Source organism: Sphingopyxis sp. PAMC25046 (genome assembly GCF_004795895.1).
Lineage (GTDB): Bacteria > Pseudomonadota > Alphaproteobacteria > Sphingomonadales > Sphingomonadaceae > Sphingopyxis.
In genome coordinates, this window is record NZ_CP039250.1 from 2,535,408 (window position 1) to 2,556,591 (window position 21,184).

General features: G+C 64.5%; 19 protein-coding genes. 2 read left to right on the forward strand and 17 right to left on the reverse strand.

The window, feature by feature from the left end; translation table 11 throughout:
• Positions 1 to 7: 7 nt before the first annotated feature.
• Positions 8 to 1,660 (reverse strand): HAMP domain-containing sensor histidine kinase, encoded by a 1,653-nt coding sequence (locus E5675_RS11885; RefSeq protein WP_247594591.1) that lies wholly within the window; start codon positions 1,658 to 1,660, stop codon positions 8 to 10.
• A 169-nt stretch (positions 1,661 to 1,829) separates the two neighbouring features.
• Between E5675_RS11885 and E5675_RS11890 the strand changes: the two genes are divergently transcribed.
• Positions 1,830 to 2,303, forward strand: a complete 474-nt coding sequence (locus E5675_RS11890) for an Lrp/AsnC family transcriptional regulator (protein WP_037558177.1) — start codon at positions 1,830 to 1,832, stop codon at positions 2,301 to 2,303.
• A gap of 67 nt (positions 2,304 to 2,370) precedes the next feature.
• Here the strand turns inward: E5675_RS11890 and E5675_RS11895 are convergent, their stop codons facing one another.
• Positions 2,371 to 3,672, reverse strand: a complete 1,302-nt coding sequence (locus tag E5675_RS11895) for a tetratricopeptide repeat protein (protein ID WP_136174704.1) — start codon at positions 3,670 to 3,672, stop codon at positions 2,371 to 2,373.
• 194 nt (positions 3,673 to 3,866) lie between these two features.
• Positions 3,867 to 4,163, reverse strand: coding sequence for an Hpt domain-containing protein (locus E5675_RS11900; protein ID WP_136174705.1), 297 nt, complete (start codon positions 4,161 to 4,163; stop codon positions 3,867 to 3,869).
• A gap of 68 nt (positions 4,164 to 4,231) precedes the next feature.
• On the opposite strand from E5675_RS11900, the gene E5675_RS11905 reads away from it, so the two are divergent.
• Positions 4,232 to 6,586, forward strand: a complete 2,355-nt coding sequence (locus tag E5675_RS11905; RefSeq protein WP_136174706.1) for a hypothetical protein — start codon at positions 4,232 to 4,234, stop codon at positions 6,584 to 6,586.
• A 188-nt stretch (positions 6,587 to 6,774) separates the two neighbouring features.
• Here the strand turns inward: E5675_RS11905 and E5675_RS11910 are convergent, their stop codons facing one another.
• The 14 genes from E5675_RS11910 to nuoF are packed head-to-tail and all read right to left on the reverse strand — an operon-like array spanning position 6,775 to position 21,115.
• Positions 6,775 to 7,035: a DUF1467 family protein gene (locus tag E5675_RS11910; RefSeq protein WP_136174707.1), complete on the reverse strand. Its 261-nt coding sequence runs from the start codon at positions 7,033 to 7,035 to the stop codon at positions 6,775 to 6,777.
• A gap of 10 nt (positions 7,036 to 7,045) precedes the next feature.
• The gene (locus tag E5675_RS11915; protein ID WP_136174708.1) at positions 7,046 to 8,680 is read right to left on the reverse strand and encodes a ribonuclease J; all 1,635 of its coding nucleotides are present in this window, start codon (positions 8,678 to 8,680) and stop codon (positions 7,046 to 7,048) included.
• Complete coding sequence (locus E5675_RS11920; RefSeq protein WP_136176450.1) at positions 8,677 to 9,462, reverse strand: type III pantothenate kinase; 786 nt, start codon at positions 9,460 to 9,462, stop codon at positions 8,677 to 8,679. Before E5675_RS11920 ends, E5675_RS11915 begins: the two co-directional genes overlap by 4 nt.
• Before the next feature lie 2 nt (positions 9,463 to 9,464).
• Positions 9,465 to 10,268, reverse strand: a complete 804-nt coding sequence (locus tag E5675_RS11925; protein ID WP_136174709.1) for a biotin--[acetyl-CoA-carboxylase] ligase — start codon at positions 10,266 to 10,268, stop codon at positions 9,465 to 9,467.
• Complete coding sequence (gene nuoN, locus E5675_RS11930) at positions 10,190 to 11,623, reverse strand: NADH-quinone oxidoreductase subunit NuoN (protein WP_136174710.1); 1,434 nt, start codon at positions 11,621 to 11,623, stop codon at positions 10,190 to 10,192. Before nuoN ends, E5675_RS11925 begins: the two co-directional genes overlap by 79 nt.
• Positions 11,620 to 13,173, reverse strand: coding sequence for an NADH-quinone oxidoreductase subunit M (locus E5675_RS11935; protein WP_136174711.1), 1,554 nt, complete (start codon positions 13,171 to 13,173; stop codon positions 11,620 to 11,622). Before E5675_RS11935 ends, nuoN begins: the two co-directional genes overlap by 4 nt.
• Positions 13,170 to 15,221, reverse strand: a complete 2,052-nt coding sequence (nuoL, locus tag E5675_RS11940; RefSeq protein ID WP_136174712.1) for an NADH-quinone oxidoreductase subunit L — start codon at positions 15,219 to 15,221, stop codon at positions 13,170 to 13,172. The genes E5675_RS11935 and nuoL overlap by 4 nt, the downstream gene beginning before the upstream one ends.
• 4 nt (positions 15,222 to 15,225) lie before the next feature.
• Positions 15,226 to 15,531 (reverse strand): NADH-quinone oxidoreductase subunit NuoK, encoded by a 306-nt coding sequence (gene nuoK / locus E5675_RS11945; RefSeq protein WP_003051614.1) that lies wholly within the window; start codon positions 15,529 to 15,531, stop codon positions 15,226 to 15,228.
• Positions 15,528 to 16,139, reverse strand: a complete 612-nt coding sequence (locus E5675_RS11950; RefSeq protein WP_136174713.1) for an NADH-quinone oxidoreductase subunit J — start codon at positions 16,137 to 16,139, stop codon at positions 15,528 to 15,530. The genes nuoK and E5675_RS11950 overlap by 4 nt, the downstream gene beginning before the upstream one ends.
• A 12-nt stretch (positions 16,140 to 16,151) precedes the next feature.
• On the reverse strand, positions 16,152 to 16,640 hold the full coding sequence (nuoI, locus tag E5675_RS11955) for an NADH-quinone oxidoreductase subunit NuoI (RefSeq protein WP_136174714.1): 489 nt from the start codon (positions 16,638 to 16,640) through the stop codon (positions 16,152 to 16,154).
• Complete coding sequence (gene nuoH, locus E5675_RS11960; protein ID WP_136174715.1) at positions 16,637 to 17,680, reverse strand: NADH-quinone oxidoreductase subunit NuoH; 1,044 nt, start codon at positions 17,678 to 17,680, stop codon at positions 16,637 to 16,639. The genes nuoI and nuoH overlap by 4 nt, the downstream gene beginning before the upstream one ends.
• Complete coding sequence (locus E5675_RS21495; RefSeq protein WP_168707853.1) at positions 17,677 to 17,817, reverse strand: hypothetical protein; 141 nt, start codon at positions 17,815 to 17,817, stop codon at positions 17,677 to 17,679. The genes nuoH and E5675_RS21495 overlap by 4 nt, the downstream gene beginning before the upstream one ends.
• Entirely contained in the window at positions 17,814 to 19,826 is a 2,013-nt protein-coding gene (gene nuoG / locus E5675_RS11965; RefSeq protein ID WP_136174716.1) for an NADH-quinone oxidoreductase subunit NuoG, read from the reverse strand. Before nuoG ends, E5675_RS21495 begins: the two co-directional genes overlap by 4 nt.
• Positions 19,826 to 21,115 carry an NADH-quinone oxidoreductase subunit NuoF gene (gene nuoF / locus E5675_RS11970; RefSeq protein WP_136174717.1) on the reverse strand — a complete coding sequence of 430 codons (1,290 nt, stop codon included), beginning with the start codon at positions 21,113 to 21,115 and terminating at the stop codon, positions 19,826 to 19,828. Before nuoF ends, nuoG begins: the two co-directional genes overlap by 1 nt.
• Positions 21,116 to 21,184: the final 69 nt, after the last annotated feature.

The window sequence follows — 21,184 nt, forward strand, 5'->3', positions numbered from 1 at the left end:
CGCAGGCCTATTCGCCCTGCTGCGCCTCCAGCTCGACCTCGGCCTTCGAGTTGGCCGAGGGCAGGTGCAAGGTCAAGGCGTTATGCCCTATATCGAGCCGTCCGCCGATCGCGCGGGCGAGGCTGTCGACAAGACGGAGCGAGAAGCCGAGGCTGAGCACCGCTGCCCCGGGCGCTTCACCCTCGGGGCTGAAGCCCGGATCGAGCAGGTCCGCCGCCGTCGCGAAACGGATCGCCGCAGGGCGGACCACGCGCAGCTGGAGCATGTCGTCATGCCGCGACTCGGTGACGAGTTGCCCCACCAGAATCGCACCCGGTTCGGACACATCGACGAGCGCGGTGAGCAATCGACCGACCATACGCCGCACATTGGCGTCGCCGACGAGCCCGAGAAAGGGGCCGCCGACGCGCGAGATGCTGAGGTCGACGCGCTGGTCCGCCAGCAGTGCAGCAAGGTCGCGTTCGATCTGCGTCACGATCGCGCCGATGTCGACCACCTCTTCGACCGGTTGCACCAAGGGTACGGCTTCACTGCGCGCCGCGGTTTCGAGGTCGTCGATGATCGACTGCACCGATGCGGCGTCGGCGACGATCGCGTCGGCCATCGCGCGATAGCCATGGCTCACCGGCCCGAACATCTGGCCCGAAATGATCTGGGCGAAACCCGAAATCGCGTTGAGCGGGCTGCGAAGTTCGTGGATCAGCTGGCGGATCGAATCGCCCGAATCCTCGGCGGCAGCGGGACTGTATGGGGTTTCATTGCGATGCGGACGCCGTGCGCTAGCACGATAGCCGCGAAACTGCCCTGTCGCTGGGTCGAACCAGGGCAGCGCCGAAAAGCGCCATTCGCCGGCCTCGGCAGGCGTCCCCTCCAGCAGCATGCGTGCGTTGATGATTTCCGCCCGCTGGCGAAAGGCGCCGGCGGCGACGCCGTCGGTGCCTGGCTCACCGCCGAACGCCGCCTCGGCGATCGACAGCCCGATCACCGCGCCGCGTGTCACCCCGTCGACCCAGTGAATCACGCCATCGGGCCCGGTTTCGAACAGGAAGGCGGCGCGCGGCGGCCGCGGCGTGGCGGCCGGCTGGCCACGGGTCGACTGATATTTGTCGATCCGGCGGACAAGCTCGCTGATCTGGCTGGGGCCACCATCCGCGACGGATTCGTCCGCAGCCGGCGCGATCGGCGGAACCGGGACCGGCTCTTCGACCGCAACGCTCGCGGGCTGCGGCAATGCTACCGAGGCGCTGCCGAGGCTGGCCAGGGCGCGCGTGACGCTTTCCGGCAGGTCGCGGCGCCCGGCGAGCACCGACCGCGCCATCGCGCTCGTCGCGGGCAGCAGCGCAAGCCAGTCAGCTTCGGACAGCCGCACCTCGCGCAACATGATCGCTGATACCGCCGGAACATCGTTGGCATAGAGCGCAACGAGCGGTGCGAAGCGGCCGTGGGGCGCGAGCGCGCGCGCGCAATCGCGGCGGACGGATTCGGGGACCCGTGGCCGCAATACGGCGAGCGCGTGCAGGCTGCGGCGAATATCGTCATCGCCCAGTTGATTGCCGCGCTGAGCCAGAATATCGGAGAGTTGCCGCCACGCGGTGATACTCGCGCGGCGATCCGCCGGCGCCTGGCGCAAGATGGTGGCAATCATCGAGTCAGCGGTCACGCGAAGTCAGCCCCACACCATCGGTCGTTGGTTAGCATATGTTTACCGGCTAGCGTGAATCCTCCGGTCATGAAAGTGTCTTAACCTTCCGCGTCGCATTGTGGGACAATTGCAATCGCCTGAAATAATATTATGGTCATCGCAATTTTGGAAAGCGGATGTTTCAACGATGGCTAGTCAGAAATTCGATCAGATTGATTTGCAGATATTGGGCGAACTGCAGAAAAACGGACGGATGACGAATGTCGAACTGGCACAAATGGTGGGCCTGACGGCACCGCCCTGCCTCCGCCGCGTTCGGGCGCTTGAGGAGTCGGGCGTGATCCGTTCCTATCACGCCGACCTCGACGCCGCGAAGCTCGGCTATGGCATCACCGTCTTTGCGATGGTCAGCCTGCGCAGCCAGGCCGAATCCGACCTGAAGGCCTTCGAGGATTATGTCGGGGGCCTCGCCGAAGTGCGCGAATGCTATATGTTGAACGGCGAAATCGACTTCCTGCTCAAGGTCGTCGCGCGCGATCTGCAGAGCTTCCAGTCGTTCCTCACCGCGCACCTGACGTCGGCGCCGAACGTCACGAGCGTTAAGACATCGCTGACGATTCGCACGGCCAAGCAGCTCGCGGGCATTCCCGTCGAATCCTGATCCCGCGGGTATGAAAACGGGCGCCGCTCCGGTCCGGAGCGGCGCCCGTTGTTCATTGACCGCCGGTTCAGTTGCCCGTGGCGGGCGTCGCCGCAGGCGCAGCCGGAGCCGCTGCGGGCGTGTCTATCTTCACCGTCCACAATTCGGCAAGCCGCTTGCGCGGTCCGGTCACCTGCGCAAAGCTGGCCTTCGCGCCGGCGGTGTCGCCCGACTGCGCCTGCGCGACACCCAGGCGATAGGTCCAGAGGTCCTTGTCGCCGCCGGCGGCCAGTGCCGCCTTGTAGAGCGGGATGGCGTCGGCGTGGCGGCCGTAACCGACCATCGCGTCACCCGTCGCGCCGGCGACCTTGGGGTTCGACAGCGTCGACGGCTTTTGGGCATAGGCGGTGAGCGTCGATTCCTCGTCGCCCATACGCTCGGTCTGGCTCTTCAGAAGTTCGTTGAACTTCGCGTCGCTGGCGGGGATCACATTGCTCTGCTTGCCGGCCTTGATCAGCGCGACGACCTCGCCCGGCAGCGCGGCTTCGGTCGCGAGTGCGGCATATTCCGCATATTCCGGACGCTCCTGCATCGCCCCGGTGGCGCGCATCAGGCGAAAGATGTCGAGCCCGATTTCCTTGTCCTGGTTCGACTGCAGCGCGATGAACAGCGTCTGGCGCCAGACCGTCGGCTGGTTGTAGTCGCGCAGGCGCAACGTCATGAGGTCGAGCACCTCATTGTTGCGCTTGGCCGCCTGCAAAGCCTTGATCGGGCGGACATAGAGTTCGTCGGAGGGCCGTTGCCCTGCGGCCCGGCTCGCTTCGATCGCGGCCTTTGCCGTCGCGAGCCCCTGCTCGACCTGCCCGGCGTTGAGATAGCTGTCCATCAGGAGGACCGGCACATTGGGCTCGGTCGACCCCGCGGCCTTCGCGGCCTCGAGGCGCTTGATCGCTTTCGGATAATCCTTCGCACCATAGGCGAAGTTGCCCGAGAAGAAGTTGTAGACCGCCAGATTCTCGGGCGGAGTACGGCCCGAATCAAGCATCGTGTCGAGCGCCTGCGCCTGGATCGTCTGATCCTTGTTCAGAATCCCGAGCTGGAGCTGATAGAAAGCGGTGAGATATTTGTCGTCGGGCGTGGTGGCGGTGCCCTGCCCCTCGGTCAGCGCGGCCTGGAGCGCCGCAGTATCCTTCGCCGTCGTCGCGTCGGTCATCTTCTTGAGCGCGGGCGCGAACCCCTTGCTCGCCGACAGGCCCTCGCCCTTGGCTTCCTCGCCCTTCTTCGGCTTTTCCTTCTTCTGAGCGGAAGCCGGCGCCGCAGTCGCCATCAGCGCGCAGCCCAGCACGGCAGCCATCGCCGTTGCGGACATCGAGCGAAAACGGTTAAACATCGAAATCTCTCCTTTGAATTCGGCTACCATCGCCCGCACGCGCAAATCAGGCGCGCGCAGGCTCGGCCGCGCGTCGATAACGCGGCTAACCGCGTCGCGTTGCCATGACAAGACAGCGGACATCGATATTTCACTGGAGGAAAGCGGCTGAACGGGAATTGAACCCGCTTCATCGGTCCGCGCATCGGGCGCGGTCAGGCGATCTCGTCGATAGCCCGCTTGATCTGGCGTAATATGGCGGGATCACCGGGCGCGCCCGCCATCGCCACTTCGGCAAGTTCGATCAGCGGAACGATGCCGAACGTTGCGGCGAGCCCTTTCAGGCGGAGTGCCGCCATTTCCCAGTTCGCATCGCAACGCGCGCGGCGCATCAGGTCGGCCAGGTCGCGCGCGCTGCCGGTGAAGGCGCCGCGCAGGTCCATCGCCGTCGCCGGATCGTCGCCGAACGCGGAATTCAGGTAACGATCGAGGGGACCACTGTCGAACGACATTCCACAGCTTTGGCAGCTCGTGGTTAAGTTTCCGTTTCATGGCGGCTATTTGATGCTAAGATGGCGGGATGACAGGGGAAAAGAAAATCGTCGGATTGTGGCGGGATTCCGCGGCAGATCAGGAAGTGGACAGCGCGGCGCCGGCGGAAGCGACGGCGCCCGAAACCTTGGCCGCGCCCGAAGCGGCGACGCTCGCCGAACCGGATTGGCTCGATATGTCCTCGCTGAACGATGCCGAAGACGCCGAAGATGCGCCGCCGCCGGCATGGCGCGATCGAACCATTCCGGCCCTGCTCGTCCTTCTCGCGATCGGCTGGACGGGTTTCGCGCTCGCGGCGGCGACCGAAGGCTTCGCGCGCGCGCCCGGGCTTGCCGGCTGGCCGCTGCTGATCGCAACGATCGCGATGCCGCTGACCCTGCTCGCGGTGCTGTGGATGATCCTGCTGCGATCGAGCCGGTCCGAACAGGGGCGCTTCGCTCGCGTCGCGGAGGCGCTACGCGAAGAGAATATGGCCCTCAACCAGTCGATGCACGCGCTCGGCCTCCACCTCGCCGACGCGCAAAAGCAGCTCGGCGAACAGGCGAAGCTCGTCCAGCAGCTCGGCCTCGATACCGTCTCGCGCCTCACCGAAAGCAGCGACAAGCTCGCGAGCAACGCCTCGGTGATCGCCAACGCCCACGACCAGCTCGCCCGCTCGGGCGACGTCGCGATGCAGCGGATGGACGGGCTGCTCGCGGGCCTGCCGCGGATCGACGACGTCGCGCAGCGGTTGGCGGTCAACTTCCGCGAGGCGGGGCTCGTCGCGCATCAACAGGGCGCCACTCTCGAGGCGCGGCTCGCCGCGCTGGGCGAGGAAGCCGCCAGGACCGCGCAAACGAGCGACACCGCGACCGCGAGCATTCTCGAGGCGATCGTCGCGCTGCAGGGACAGGCAAAGGAAACCGAGTCCGACCTCCTCGCCGCCTCGGCGCAGGTCGCCGACGCGCATGGCGCCGCGCTCGCCCAGATGACGAGCCTGGCCGTTTCGGCGCGCGGCGAGATGACCTCGACCGTCGCCGAAATGACCCGCGAGATCGACCGGAGCTGGCAACAGTTTCGCGACGGCGTCGATGCCGCTGCCGCGCAAATGGACGCCCGGCTCGCGGCGGCGCGCGAGGCGAGCGATGCGATGGGTACGCAGCTTGTCGCGCATGCCGACGCCAGCGACGCGCTCGCTGCGCGCATCACCGCGCATGTCGCCGACGTCGGTGGACAGCTCGAAATACTCGACGTCAGCGTCACCGCGAGCACCGGCGTCATCGGCCGCGCAATCGACGACACCAAGGCGCAGCTGGGCGCCTTCATACAGGAAGTGCAGAGCGGCAACGCGTCGGCGCACCAACTCATCGGCCATGCCGAATCGCTGCTTCTCGCGCTCGACGCGGTGACGCGCGAGCTCGACGAGACGCTGCCGCATGCGCTCGACCGCATAACCGCGCACGGCCAAACGACGCAGTCGGCCTTGTCGAAATTGCGCCCGCTGCTCGACGCCTCGGAACTCGTGGCGCAATCGACGGTGTCGCACGTCAACGCCGTCCAGACGACGCTCAAGGCGAATGAGGAGCAGATGGCGGGTCACGCGGCCAGCCAGCAGGAGCTGGCCGACCGGATCAACGGGGCGCTGGCGGAGGCCGAAGCCGCGCTCGCGAAGCTGCGCGAAGGCGCCGACGACTTTTCCGAACAGGGCGGCGCGCGGATGATCGCGACGCTGGCCGAGGTCCGCACCACCGCCGATTCGGCCGCCGACGAAGCGCGGCTGACGCTCGAAAAGCTCGTGTCGGGCGCGCGCGATGCGATGCAGGCGACCGCGACCGGCGCGATCGATGCGGCGTTCCAGAATGAAGTGATGGCGCAATTGAACGCGGTCGAGGAAGCTTCGGCGCGCGCGGTCGCCGCGGCCAACGGCGCCGCCGACCGGCTGATGCGCCAGCTGATCACGATCATGGACACGAGCGCGAGTGTCGAGCAGCGCGTGAACGAGGCCGAACAGGCGATCGCCGCGTCCGATCGCGATTCGCTCGCCAAGCAGGCCGGTCTTTTGACTGAGGCGCTGAAGTCGACCGCGATCGACCTCACCAAAATTTTGTCGAGCGAAGTCAGCGACACCGCCTGGGATGCCTATCTCAAGGGCGACCGCGGCGTCTTTGCGCGCCGCGCGGTCAAGCTGGTCGAGAATAGCGAAGCCAAGGAAATCCTGCGCATCTATCAGAATGATGACGCTTTCCACGCGTCGGTGAACCAGTTCATCCACGATTTCGAGGCGATGCTGCGCCTGCTGATCGGCGCGCGCGACGGATCGGCGATCAGTGTGACCTTGCTGTCGTCCGATATCGGCAAGCTCTATGTCGCATTGGCGCAGGCGATCGACCGGCTGCGGAACTGATCGCGCGAAGAACGGCCGTATTCGGCCGGAACTAGCCGTCACCCCCGCGAAGGCGGGGGCCGCCGTCGGTTTACGCAGCGCCTAAGAGTAAGCCCGCTGGCGGCTCCCGCCTTCGCGGGGGCGAAGGTTAAAGGGGCTCCGCTCTCCACCCCAAAACAGACGACCAAGCCCGGCGCGATCCGCCAGAATCAGGCTCTTCCGGTCAGCACGTCCGGGTCGGCCCAGCCGTTCACATAGGCGATATAATAGAGCACAAAGGCAACCCCTGCGGCGACAGTCATCTGCAGCATGACGCGCCCCGGACGAAAACGCGCGGGAGCACCGCGGTCTTGTCCAGGCACCAGCAGCTCATCGTCGTCGCTCACCCGTCGCCCGTGAAAAGGCAGCACGAAAAAGGCGCTGAACACCCAGAATAGCGTGAAGATCGCGAGTGCGGACGTCCATTTCATCGACCTATCCTCAAACGTCGACGAGCATCACATCGACGACAGGCTTCTTGCCCGTCCAGTCGGTTGCGACGCGGCGAACGCCCAGCCGGATCGCCTCGCGCAGCTTGTCTTCTTCGCGTGCGGGTCCCGTAGCAGCCTGCTCGGCGGCTTCGCGCATCTCATCGATAAAGCCCTCGCGCTCGTCCTCGACCGGCACGCCGCGATAGCTGATCGCGCTTTGGACGAAACGTTTGCCAGAAAAAATCACCGCGACCGTGATATGGCCGTTGAGCGACAGCTTGCGCCGCTCGTTGATCGTATCGCCGTCGGCGGGCAGGATAACGTCGCCGTCGAGGATCAGCCGCCCCGCACGCACGCGCTCGACGATCTTCGCGTTACCCGGCGCCAATTTCACCAGATCGCCATTCTCCTGCACCAGCGCGTGCGGCACGCCCTTTTCAAGTGCGAAGCGCGCCTGTTCGTGCATATGACGAATCTCGCCATGCACCGGCACGACAAGCTTCGGCCGAAGCCAACCGTAGAGCGCGGCGAGCTCGGGCTGGCCCGGATGGCCGCTGACATGGATATGCGCCTGCTTCTCGGTCACTGTCAGCACGTCTTTTGCCGCAAGCTGGTTCATGATCCGCCCGATCGCGACCTCGTTGCCGGGAATCTGCTTCGACGAGAAGACGACCGTGTCGCCCGCTTCGAGCTTGATCTGGTGGATGTCGGCCGCCATGCGCGCGAGCGCGGCGCGCGGTTCACCCTGGCCTCCCGTCGCGATCACCATCACCTTGTCGCGCGGCAGGCGCATCGCCTCGTCGAAATCGACCGTAGGCGGGAAATCCTTCAAATAGCCGACCGAACGCGCGACGCCGAGGATGCGGTCGAGCGAACGCCCCGCGACGCACAGGCTGCGCCCGGTGGCCTTCGCGACTTCGCCCAGCGTCGCGAGCCGTGCGGCGTTCGATGCAAAGGTGGTGACGACCACTCTCCCCTTCGCCGCGCCGACCGCTTGCTCCAATCCTTCGCGAAGCGCCCCTTCGCTGCCCGACGCTTCGGCGTTGAACGCATTTGTCGAATCGCAGACGAGCACGTCGATGCCTTCGTCACCGATGGCGGTCAGCGTCGCCGCCGTCGCCGGTACGCCGAGGATCGGTTCCTCGTCGAGCTTCCAGTCGCCAGTGTGGAAGACACGGCCGTAAGGCGTGTCGATCACCACAGCGCTCATTTCGAGAATCGAGTGCGCGAGCGGGACGAGGCGGATGCCGAAGGGGCCGATCCGGAAATTGTCGTCGATGTCGACCACCTTGATCTCGACTTCATTTTCCAGCCCCTCCTCGGCGAGCTTGTGCGCGATCAGCCCCGCGGTGAAGCGGTTGGCATAAAGCGGCACGCCAAGCTCGGCGGCGAGATAGGGGATCGCGCCGATATGATCCTCGTGCCCGTGCGTCAGTATGATACCGAGCAGATCCTTCTTGCGGTCCTCGATGAACTCGAGGTCGGGCATGACGATGTCGATGCCGGGATAATCGTGGCTGCCGAAGGTCACGCCCAGATCGGCCATGATCCATTTGCCGTCGCAACCATAGAGATTGGCGTTCATGCCGATCTCGCCCGATCCGCCCAGCGCGAGAAAAAGCAGCTCCTTGCCCGGAGTCGTCATATTGTTGGCTTCCGTTGATGATAAAGGTGCATCAGCCCGTTCAGCGTCAGATCGGGCTCGATACGATCGAACAGGTGTGCCTGTTCCTGGAAAAGCGTCGCGAGACCGCCCGTCGCTACGACGGTGAGCGGCTTGCCGACCTCGGTCTTCATGCGCGCGATGAGCCCTTCCATCATTGCGACATAGCCCCAATAGACGCCGATCAGCATCTGGCTTTCGGTGGTCCGCCCGATAACGCTGTCCGTCGCCGGCGCCTCGATCGCGATACGCGGCAGTTTCGCCGCCGCCGCGACGAGTGCCTCGAGCGACAGATTGACGCCGGGCGCAATGATGCCGCCGAGATAGGCGCCGTCGGGGCCGATATGGTCGAGCGTCGTCGCGGTGCCGAAGCTGATGACCAGCTTGTCCTTGCCGGGTTCGACCGCCTGCGCCGAGATCGCGTTGACCGCGCGGTCGGCGCCCACCGATTGCGGCTCGTCGACCCTGAGCGCGATGCCCCAGCTCACCGGATCGCGCCCCGCGACGAGCGCATCGACCCCGAAATATTTATGCGCGAGCAGCTGGAGGTTATGGAGCGCGCGCGGCACGACGGTCGAAATGATGACGGCGTCCACCTCGGCACGGTCGTGCCCCTCGATGCGCATGAGTTGGTCGAGCCACACCATATATTCGTCGGCCGTCCGCCGGTCGTCGGTCGCGATCCGCCAGCGCGCGAGGAGTTCGGTGCCGCGAAACAGCGCGAATTTGGCGTTGGTGTTGCCGACGTCGATCGCCAGAAGCACGGTCAATTCCCTCCCTTGACGGGTCGTTGCAGTTCGACGTCGCCCGCGTGGATCAGCATGACCTGTCCATCTTCGCGGCGCAAGCGCAGCGCCCCGTCGGATGCCAGCCCATCGAAAATCCCGTCGATGCCCTGTTCGGATACGCGAAGCGGCGTCCCGACCGGGTGGCCGAGGGGCTGCCAGGCGCGCACGATGCTTTCGACGCCTTCCTGCCGCCAGATCCACAGCGCATCGACCATCGCGACGGCCAGCGCCTCGGCAAAGCGGTCGCGGTCGATCGCGATGCCGGCTCCGGCGAAGGAGAAGGTCGCGCGGTCAGGCAGTTGGGGCGCCGAGGCAAGATTGACCCCAACCCCCACCACGACCGCATCGCCGCTGCGTTCGAGCAGGATTCCCGAACATTTCGCGCCATCGACGAGCAGATCGTTCGGCCATTTGAGCTGCACGGGAATCGACGGCGCGAAGATGGTCACCACCTTTGCCAGCGCGACCGCGACCACGAGCGCCAGCGTCGCGGGCGACGGATCGGCGGCGGTCAGCCGAACGACGGTCGAGCCCATGAAATTGCCCAGCCCGTCATTCCACGCCCGACCCAGCCGGCCGCGTCCGGCGGTCTGGCGGTCGGCGACCAGCCAATGGCCTTCGCCGACATGCTCGCCGCCTGCCAGCCGCGCCAGCAGGTCGGCATTGGTCGAACCTGTCTGCGCGATCCGCTCGATCGGCGGTATCAGAACAATACCGCCGCTGCGCTGGCCGAAAGGACCGCCAGCACGGGAATGAAGAGATAGCCGATAACCGACAGCCACAGCGCGCTCGCGGTGATCACAGCATCCTCGACGATCGCGCCGCCGCCCTTCGGAAATTCGGTGTCGGACTTGTCGTCGAAGTACATCGTCTTGATGATCGCGATATAATAGAAGGCACCGATCACCGAAGCCACGATACCCGCAACCGCCAGCGGCACGAGGTTCGCATTCACTGCGGCTTCGAACACGAGATATTTCGGCCAGAAACCGAACAGCGGCGGGATGCCTGCAAGGCTGAACAGAAACACCGCCATCGCCGCGGCGAGCCCGGGGCGGCGCTGCGACAGGCCGGCGAGCGCCGGAATGCTTTCGACCTGATTGCCGTCGGCGTCGCGCAGCTGGAGCACGACGAGGAAGGCGCCAAGCGTCGTCAGCATATAGACGAGCAGATAGGTCAGCACGCCTTCGACCCCCTGTTGTGTTCCCGCAGCGAGGCCGATGAGCATGAAGCCCACATTGTTGATCGACGAATAGGCAAGCAGACGCTTGATATTCTTCTGCCCGATCGCGCCGACCGCGCCGAGGATGATCGACGCGAGCGCTAGGAAGATGACGATCTGCTGCCAGGCGCCGACCGCGGGCCCCATCGCGTCGATCACGACGCGCGTCATCAGCGCCATCGCCGCGACTTTCGGTGCGGTGGCGAAGAAGGTCGTTACCGGCGTCGGTGCGCCTTCATAGACGTCGGGCGTCCACATGTGGAACGGCACCGCGCTGATCTTGAAGCCGAGCCCGGCGAGCACGAAGACGATGCCGAAGATGAGCCCGATATTGAGCTCGCCGCCCATCGCGGCCGCGATACCCGCAAAATCGGTGGTGCCCGAAAAGCCGTAGAGCAAAGAAATGCCGTAGAGCAGCATGCCCGACGCCAGCGCGCCGAGGACGAAATATTTGAGTCCCGCTTCGCTCGACCGTTCGTCGGTGCGCATGAAGCTCGCCAGCACATAGGCGGCAAGGCTGTTGAGTTCGAGGCCGACGTAGAGCGTCATCAGGTCGCGCGACGAGGCCATGATGCCCATGCCGAGCGCAGCAAACAGGATCAAAGTCGGATATTCGGCGCGCATTCCGCTACAGAAGAAACGCGGCGCCACGACGATGCAGACGAAGCTCGCGGCATAGATCAGCAGTTTGGCGAAGCCGCCGAAGCTGTCTACCGAGAGCGTGCCCGAAAAGACCGTCGCCTCGACCCCGAACAGCGCCACGACCGCGGCCGACGCGGCGGCAAGCGTGAGCAGCGCGCTCAGCTGGTAAATGCCGACCTGCCTGTCGCCGAGGAAGGTGCCGAGCATCAGCGTGACGAGCCCGCCGATCGTCAAGATCAGTTCGGGCCAGATGAGCGCAAGATCGGCGGTCATTGGACGCCTCCCGCATGGGCGGAGCCGTGGGCGGCTTCACCGTGCGCGGCAGCCGGCTTCGGCTTGCCGGCGGCAAGGTGCGCGTCGCCGGCGGGCTTCGCCGGGGCCAGGCGCGCGACGACCGTCGTCACGTCGCCGCGCATCGGCGCGAGGAAGCTTTCGGGATAGACGCCCATCCACAGCGCCACGGCGGCGAGCGGGGCCATGATCGCCCATTCGCGGGGGTTGAGGTCGGGCATCGCCTTCACATCGTCCTTGGTGAGTTCGCCGAACACGACGCGGCGATAGAGATAGAGCATATACGCGGCGCCGAGGATGATGCCGGTGGTGCAGACAAAGGCGACGACGCTCGACGCTTCGTAGATTCCAAGCAGGCTCAGGAACTCGCCGACAAAGCCGCTGGTGCCCGGCAGGCCGATCGACGCCATGGTGAACAGCATGAAGAAGAGCGCATAGGCCGGCATATTGATCGCAAGCCCGCCGTAGCGGTCGATCTCGCGCGTGTGGAGCCGGTCATAGATCACGCCGACGCAGAAGAAGAGCGCGGCGGAGACGACGCCATGGCTGAGCATGATGATCAGCGCGCCCTCGATCCCCTGCTGATTGAAGGCGAAGAGACCCGCGGTGACGATCGCCATATGCGCGACCGACGAGTAAGCGATCAGCTTCTTCATGTCGTTCTGCGCCAGCGCGACGAGGCTGGTGTAGACCACCGCGATCATCGACAGGCCGAAGACGACCCACATCAGCTGCGCCGATGCATCGGGGAACATCGGCATCATGAAGCGGATGAAGCCATAGGCGCCGAGCTTCAGCAGCACGCCCGCGAGGATCATCGACCCCGCGGTCGGTGCCTGCACATGCGCGTCGGGAAGCCAGGTGTGGACGGGCCACATCGGCATCTTGACCGCAAGGCTGGCGAAGAAGGCGAGCCACAGCCAGGTCTGCATCGCAGCCGGGAAGTCGTAGTTCAGCAGCGTCGGGATGTCGGTCGTTCCCGCTTCCATGATCATCGCGATCATCGCGATCAGCATCAGCACCGATCCGAGGAGCGTGTAGAGGAAGAATTTGAACGCCGCATATTTGCGGTTCGCGCCGCCCCAGATGCCGATGATGAAATACATCGGGATCAGCCCGGCTTCGAAGAAAATGTAAAAGAGCAGCAGGTCCTGCGCCATGAAAACGCCGATCATGATGGTTTCCATGATCAGGAACATCGCCATGTAGAGCCCGACGCGTTGCTTGATCGCATCCCAGCTCGCAAGGATGCAGAGCGGCATCAGGAAGACGCTGAGCATGATCAGCATCAGCGCCATACCGTCGATGCCGAGCGCCCACTGGAAACGCCCGAACAGGTCGGCGCGCTCGGTGAACTGCCACTGCGCGCCGCCGATGTCGAAATTCGCCCAGAGCACGATTCCCAGCGCAAAATCGATCAAGGTCGCGGCGAGCGCGATGACGCGCGCGTTGCGGTCGCCTGCGTAGAGGCAGAGGATGGCGGCGATCGCGGGGATCGCCAGCATCAGCGACAGGATAGGAAGCCCGCTCACAGGAAATTCACCATGGCCCAGCTGGCGAGGCCGACAAGACCAAGCAGCATCACAAACGCATATCCATAAACATAACCCGATTGCAGCCGGACCGCGAGACGGGTCCCCCCTTGGACGAGCGCTGCGACGCCATCGGGACCGAAGCGGTCGATGGTGCCTTCGTCACCTTTCTTCCAGAAGAAGCGGCCGATCCAGAAGGCGGGCTTCACGAAGAGGACGTTGTAGAGCTCGTCGAAATACCATTTGTTGTACAGGAACTGGTGGAGCAGCTTGAACTGCGCCACGAAGCGCGCCGGCAGGCTGGTGTTGCGGATATAGCTGTTCCAAGCGAGGAACAGGCCGATCGCCATCACCGTGAACGGCGTCCACTTCACCCAGGTCGGAACCTCGTGCGCGGCGTGCATCAAATGCTCGTCGAACGCGATGCTGCCCTTCCAGAAGGCAAGACCTTCCTCGGGATAGATGAAGGGGTGCGCGAAGACGAGGCCCGCGAACACCGCACCGATCGACAGCACGACCAGCGGGATAAGCATGCTGACCGGGCTTTCGTGCGGGTGATAGCCCGCCGTGCCGTCGCCGTGCGTATCATGATGGTGATGCGCATGGGCATGATCGTCGGCCGAATGATCTTCGGAGGGATCTTCATGCTCGCCGTGAACGGCGTGCTGGATATGCTCGCTCTCGTCCCAGCGCGGCTTGCCGTAGAAGGTCAGGAAGACGAGGCGCCACGAATAGAAGCTCGTGAGCAGCGCGGCAAAGATGCCGACCCAGAAAGCGATCACGCCGCCGCCACCGGCAGCGAAGGCGGCCTCGAGGATGCCATCCTTCGAGTGGAAGCCCGCAAAGCCCGCGACGCCCGCGATACCGACGCCGGTGATCGCCAGCGTGCCCATCATCATCGCCCAGAAGGTGAGCGGGATATGCTTTCTGAGGCCGCCATAATAGCGCATGTCCTGCTCATGGTGCATCGCATGGATCACCGAACCGGCACCGAGGAACAGCAGCGCCTTGAAAAAGGCGTGTGTGAACAGGTGGAACATCGCCGCGCCATAGGCGCCGACGCCCGCGGCAAAGAACATATAGCCGAGCTGCGAACAGGTCGAATAGGCGATGACGCGCTTGATGTCCCACTGCGTCGTGCCGACCGTCGCGGCGAACAGGCAGGTCGCGGCGCCGACGAAGGTCACGACGCCCAATGCGACTTCGCTCGTTTCGAACATCGGCGACAGGCGGCACACCATGAACACGCCCGCGGTGACCATCGTCGCGGCGTGAATCAGCGCCGACACCGGGGTCGGGCCTTCCATCGCGTCGGGAAGCCAGGTGTGGAGGCCAAGCTGCGCCGATTTGCCCATCGCGCCTATGAAGAGCAGCAGGCAGAGGATCGTCATCGTGTCGAGACGCATGCCCATGAAGGTGATGGTGCTGCCCGCCATGCCCGGCGCCGCGGCGAGGATTTCGGGGATCGAGACGGTACCGAAGACGAGGAAGGTGCCGAAGATGCCGAGCATGAAGCCAAGGTCGCCGACACGGTTCACGACGAACGCCTTGATCGCCGCGGCGTTGGCGCTCGGCTTCTTGTACCAGAAACCGATGAGCAGATAGGATGCGAGACCGACGCCTTCCCAGCCAAAGAACATCTGCACCAGATTGTTCGCGGTCACGAGCATCAGCATCGCGAAGGTGAAGAGCGAGAGATAGGCGAAGAAGCGCGGCTGGTCCGGGTCTTCCTCCATATAGCCCCAGCTATAGAGGTGGACGAGCGCCGACACCGTCGTGATCACGACGAGCATCACCGAGGTCAGCGTATCGACGCGCAATTCCCAGTTGAACTGGAGCGCGCCCGACGAAACCCAGTGCAGCACCGGCGTCACCGTCGCCTCGCCGCTGCCTGTCACAAACGACAGGAAGATCGGCCAGCTCAAGGCGCAGCTGGTAAATAGCGCGCCCGTCGTGATGATTTTCGACGGCACATTGCCGATCACGCGCTGGCCGAGGCCCGCGACAAGCGCCGCCAAGAGCGGCAGGAAAACGATCGCCTGGATCACCGGCTTACCCCTTCATCCGGTTGGCATCGTCGACGGCAATGGTGCCGCGGCCGCGGAAATAGATAACGAGAATGGCAAGACCGATCGCGGCCTCACCCGCGGCGACGGTCAGCACGAACATCGAGAAGACCTGCCCGACGAGATCACCCAGCGCCGCGCTGAACGCGACGAGGTTGATGTTCACCGCCAGCAAGATGAGCTCGATCGCCATCAGGATGACGATGATATTCTTGCGGTTTATGAAGATGCCGAGCACGCCAAGCGTGAAGAGCACCGCCGAAACGGCGAGATAATGGCCGACCGAAATCACAATTCCATCCCCTGCCCGACGCCCGGATCGACGAGGCGCGTCGCATCCTCGGGACGGCGCCGATTCTGCGCCGAAATGTTCTGGATGCGAACGCCGCCACGCTGGCGGTGCGTCAGCACGATCGCGCCGATCATCGCGACGAGAAGGACGATGCCCGCCGCCTCGAACAGGAAGATATACTTCGTGTAGAGCAATTCGCCGATCTGCTGGATATTGCTCTTGTCGGTGACGACCGGCGCCGCGCGCGCCGCAAGATCGACCCCGCCGGCGCTCCACGCGCCGACGGCGAACACCAGTTCAGCCGCGAGGATGATCGCGACGAGCGCGCCGAGCGGCAGATAGCGCACGAAACCGGCGCGAAGCTCGGCGAAATCGATGTCGAGCATCATCACGACGAACAGGAACAGCACCGCGACCGCGCCGACATAGACGATGACGAGCAGCATCGCGATGAATTCGGCTCCCGCGAGCAGCATCAGTCCCGCCGCGTTGAAGAAAGCGAGGATCAGCCACATGACGCTGTGGACCGGGTTGCGCGCAAAGATCACCATCGCTGCGGAGGCGATGACGATGGTCGCGAACAGGTAAAAGGCGAAGAGTTGGATCATGTGCGCGCGCCCTTATCGATAGGGCGCGTCGGCGGCAAGATTCGCCGCGATCGCGCGTTCCCATTTGTCGCCATTGGCGAGCAGCTTGGCCTTGTCATAGAGCAGTTCTTCGCGCGTTTCGGTCGCGAATTCGAAGTTCGGCCCCTCGACGATCGCATCGACCGGGCACGCTTCCTGACAGAAACCGCAATAGATGCACTTGGTCATGTCGATGTCGTAACGCGTCGTGCGGCGGGATCCGTCGTCGCGCGGCTCCGCCTCGATCGTGATCGCCTGTGCCGGACACACCGCTTCGCACAGCTTGCACGCGATGCAGCGTTCCTCGCCGTTCGGATAACGGCGCAGCGCATGCTCGCCGCGGAAACGCGGGCTCAGCGGGTTCTTCTCGAACGGATAGTTGATCGTCGCCTTCGGCTTGAAGAAATATTTGAATGTGAGGGCGTGCGCCTTCACAAACTCCCACAGCGTGAAGCTTTTGATGAGGTGGGCAATGGTACTCATGAATACCTCGTCAGCATCAGATAGCCGGAGATCAGGAAGATCCAGAGAAGCGAGATCGGCAGGAAGACCTTCCAGCCCAGCCGCATCAGCTGGTCATAGCGGTAGCGTGGGACGGTCGCCTTGACCCAGCTGAAGATGAAGAAGAAGATCAAGATCTTGATAAACAGCCAGACGATGCCGGGAACGACATAGAGCGGCGCCCAGTCGATCGGGGGCAGCCAGCCGCCCCAGAAGAGCACGGCGTTGAGCGTGCACATGAGCAGCACGTTGGCATATTCGCCTAGCCAGAAGAGCGCGAAGCTCATCGACGAATATTCGGTCTGGTAACCCGCGACGAGCTCAGATTCCGCTTCGGTCAAATCGAACGGCGCGCGCGCGGTTTCGGCGAGCGAGGAGATCAGGAACATCACCGCGAGCGGGAAGAGCAGCAGGTTAAAGCCGAAGGCGTTGATGATGCCGAGCCCGTGGCCCTGCTGCGCCTTGACGATCTCGTTCATGTTGAAGCTGTCGGCGAAGAGCACGACGCCGATCAGGATGAAACCGATCGAGACTTCGTAGCTGATCATCTGCGCCGAGGCGCGCATCGCCGAGAAGAAGGGATATTTCGAGTTCGACGCCCAGCCCGACAGGATCACGCCATAGACGCCGAGCGACGAGATCGCGAGGATGTAGAGCAAACCGACGTTGATGTCGGCGAGCACCGCGCCCGAATTGAACGGGATCACCGCCCACGCGAGCAGCGCGACGGTGAAGGTTATGATCGGCGCGATCAGGAACAGGCCCCGGTTGGCGCCCGACGGGATGATCGTTTCCTGCAGGAACACCTTCAGGCCGTCGGCGAAGCTTTGCAGCAGGCCGAAGGGACCGACGACGTTCGGACCGCGGCGCAGCGCGATCGCCGCCCAGATCTTGCGGTCGGCATAGATGATCATCGCAACCGCGAGCATCAGCGGCAAAGCGATGAGCAGGATGCCGCAAATCGTCGCGACGCCCCACGCCCAGTTCGGGTCCATACCCCAGGAAATGAAGGTCCCGGTCATTTGCCGGCCCCGTCCTGATTTCGCCAGCCGTTATGCGGGCCGGGCCGCTCCGACTTGCCCTTGGGGTTGAAGCCGCGCCATACGGCGTAACCCATCCCGGCCAGCAGCACGCTGGCGATCGCATGTACCGGGGTCATTCCGCGGCCTCCGCAAAATCGACGCCATGGATCAGCTCTTCCGAGCAGCGCTGCATCGTCGGCGACGCGCGGCAGATGGCGTTGGTGAGGTAGAAATCCTTGATCGGCGACGGGATCGCGCGCGCCTCGGGCTTCGCGGGCAGCTTCGGCACCGTCCAGCCGTAGTCGGCGAGGCCTTCGGTCCCGAGCGCAGGCACCGCCGCGACCATCGCCGCACGGCACTGGTCGAAGCTGTCGAAACCGACATTCACGCCAAGCGCATCGGCCAGCGCGCGGAAAATGCTCCAATCCTCGCGCGCGTCGCCCGGCGCGAACACCGCCTTCTCGCTACGCTGGACGCGGCCTTCGGTGTTGACCGTCGTGAAGTCCTTTTCGGTCCACGCGGCGGCGGGCAGGATGACGTCGGCGGCATGCGCGCCCTTGTCGCCATGATGGCCGACATAGACTTTGAATGTGTCGGGCAGCGCCGCGAAATCGACCTCGTCGGCGCCGAGAAAGAAGGCGAGCTTCGGTTTCGCCGCGATCACATCCTTGATCCCGCCGGGCAGGCCGTAGCCGAGCATCAGCGATCCCATGCGCGCGGCCGAGAAATGGACGACGTTGTAGCCGTTCCAGCCATCCTTGACCGCGTTCACCGACTTGGCGAGCGCAAGGCCCGCACCATGGACGCCGGGGACCGACAGCGCGCCACCGCCGAAGATGAGCATCGGCCGCTCGGCGCCCTTCAGCGCGTCGGTCACATGCTTCGGCAGCTTGGTCACGAGCGAAGCGTCGTCACCGAGCCATTCGGTCTTGTAGGTGAGGTCGGTTTCAGGGCCGATCGCAAAGACCTTCGCGCCCTTCTTCCACACCGCCTTGCGGACGCGCGTATTGATCAGCGGCGCTTCCCAGCGAAGGTTCGTGCCGACCAGCAGGATCACGTCGGCATTCTCAGCCTCGGCAATGCCGGTGTTGAAATTGACCGCCGACAGGCTGGTGACGTCATAGTCGAGCCCGGTCTGGCGCCCCTCGAGCAGGTTGCCGCCGAGCGCGGTCACCAGCGATTTCGCGGCGAACATCGTTTCGCAATCGGCAAGGTCGCCCGCGATCGCGGCGACCGACGACCCCGCGTTCACCGCCTTGATCGCTGCGAAGGCGTCGGCCCAGCTTGCGGGCTGGAGCGCGCCGTTGACGCGGACATAGGGCTGATCGAGGCGGCGACGGGTCAGGCCGTCGACATGGTGGCGCGTCTTGTCGTTCGCCCATTCCTCGTTCACATCATCGTTGATGCGCGGCAGCACGCGCAGGACCTGCCGCCCGCGGCTGTCGATGCGGACATTGGTACCGACCGCGTCCATCATGTCGATGCCGAGCGTCTTGGTCAGCTCCCACGGTCGCGCCTCGAACGCATAGGGCTTGCTGGTCAGCGCGCCGACGGGGCAGAGGTCGACGACATTGCCGCTGAGTTCGCTCTGGATTGCATGCTCCAGATACGACGTGATCTGCATATTCTCGCCGCGATAGATCGCGCCGATATCCTCAACGCCCGCGACTTCCTCCGCAAAGCGGACGCAGCGCGTGCACTGGATGCAGCGGGTCATCACCGTCTTGACGATCGGACCCATATATTTCTCGGTGACCGCGCGCTTGTTCTCGTCATAGCGCGTTGCGCCGCGGCCATAGGCGACCGACTGGTCCTGCAAGTCGCATTCGCCGCCCTGATCGCAGATCGGGCAGTCGAGCGGGTGGTTGATGAGCAGGAACTCCATCACCCCTTCGCGCGCCTTCTTCACCATCGGGCTGTCGGTCTTGATCACCTGCCCCTCGGCGGCCGGCAGCGCGCACGACGCCTGCGGCTTCGGCGGGCCCGGCGCAACCTCGACGAGGCACATGCGGCAATTGCCGGCGATCGACAGGCGCTCGTGATAGCAGAAGCGCGGGATTTCCTTCCCCGCCATCTCGCACGCCTGCAGAACGGTCGCGCCCTGCGGGACGTCGAGTTCTACGCCATCTACGGTAACTTTAGGCATTATTCGGCTGCCTCCAGCGCGCCGCCATTCTCGCGGATGCGACGCTCGATTTCGGGGCGGAAATGCTTGATCAGGCCCTGGATCGGCCACGCGGCGGCGTCGCCCAATGCGCAGATCGTGTGGCCTTCGACCTGTTTGGTCACGTCGAACAAAGTGTCGATCTCGCTGATGTCGGCGTCGCCGGTGCGCAGCCGTTCCATCACGCGCCACATCCAGCCGGTGCCTTCGCGGCACGGCGTGCACTGGCCGCAGCTTTCATGCTTGTAGAAATAGCTGATGCGGCTGATCGCCTGAACGACGTCGGTCGACTTGTCCATTACGATCGCGGCGGCGGTTCCGAGGCCCGATCCGACGGCCTTCAGCCCGTCGAAGTCCATCGGCGCGTCCATGATTTCGGCCGCGGGAACGAGCGGAACCGACGATCCGCCGGGGATCACCGCAAGCAGATTGTCCCAGCCGCCGCGAATGCCGCCGCAATGCTTGTCGATCAGTTCGCGGAAGGTGATACCCATCTCTTCCTCGACGACGCACGGGCGCTCGACATGGCCGCTGATCTGGAAGAGCTTGGTGCCCTTGTTATTCTCGCGCCCGAAACTCGCGAACCAGGTCGCACCGCGCCGCAGGATCGTCGGGACGACCGCGATGCTCTCGACATTGTTCACCGTCGTCGGGCAGCCATAGAGGCCCGCGCCCGCCGGGAACGGCGGTTTGAGGCGCGGCTGGCCCTTCTTGCCCTCGAGGCTTTCGATCATCGCGGTTTCTTCGCCGCAGATGTACGCGCCCGCGCCACGGTGGACGAAGACGTCGAAGTCGTAACCCGACTTCGCCGCATTCTTGCCGAGCAGGCCGGCGTCATACGCCTCCTGCACCGCCGCGAAGAGCGTTTCGGCCTCGCGGATGAACTCGCCGCGAATATAGATGTATGCCGCACGCGCCCGCATCGCATAGCCCGCGATCAGCGCGCCTTCGATCAGCTTGTGCGGGTCGTGGCGGATGATTTCGCGGTCCTTGCACGAACCGGGTTCGGATTCGTCGGCGTTGATGACGAGGAAGCTCGGGCGGTCGGCGCGCGGCTCCTTCGGCATGAACGACCATTTGAGCCCTGTAGGGAAGCCCGCGCCGCCGCGGCCGCGCAGGCCCGATGCCTTGATCTCCTCGATGATCGCGTCCTGGCCGCGGCTCATCAGATCCTTGGTCTTGTCCCAATCGCCGCGCGCCTGCGCGGATTTCAGGTTCCACGGTTGGAAACCGTAGAGATTGGTAAAAATGCGATCCTTGTCGGCGAGCATGGTTACTCACCCTTCCCTTTGCCGCTCTGACGCGCGGCATATGTGGCAAAAAACACGACGGCGAGCCCC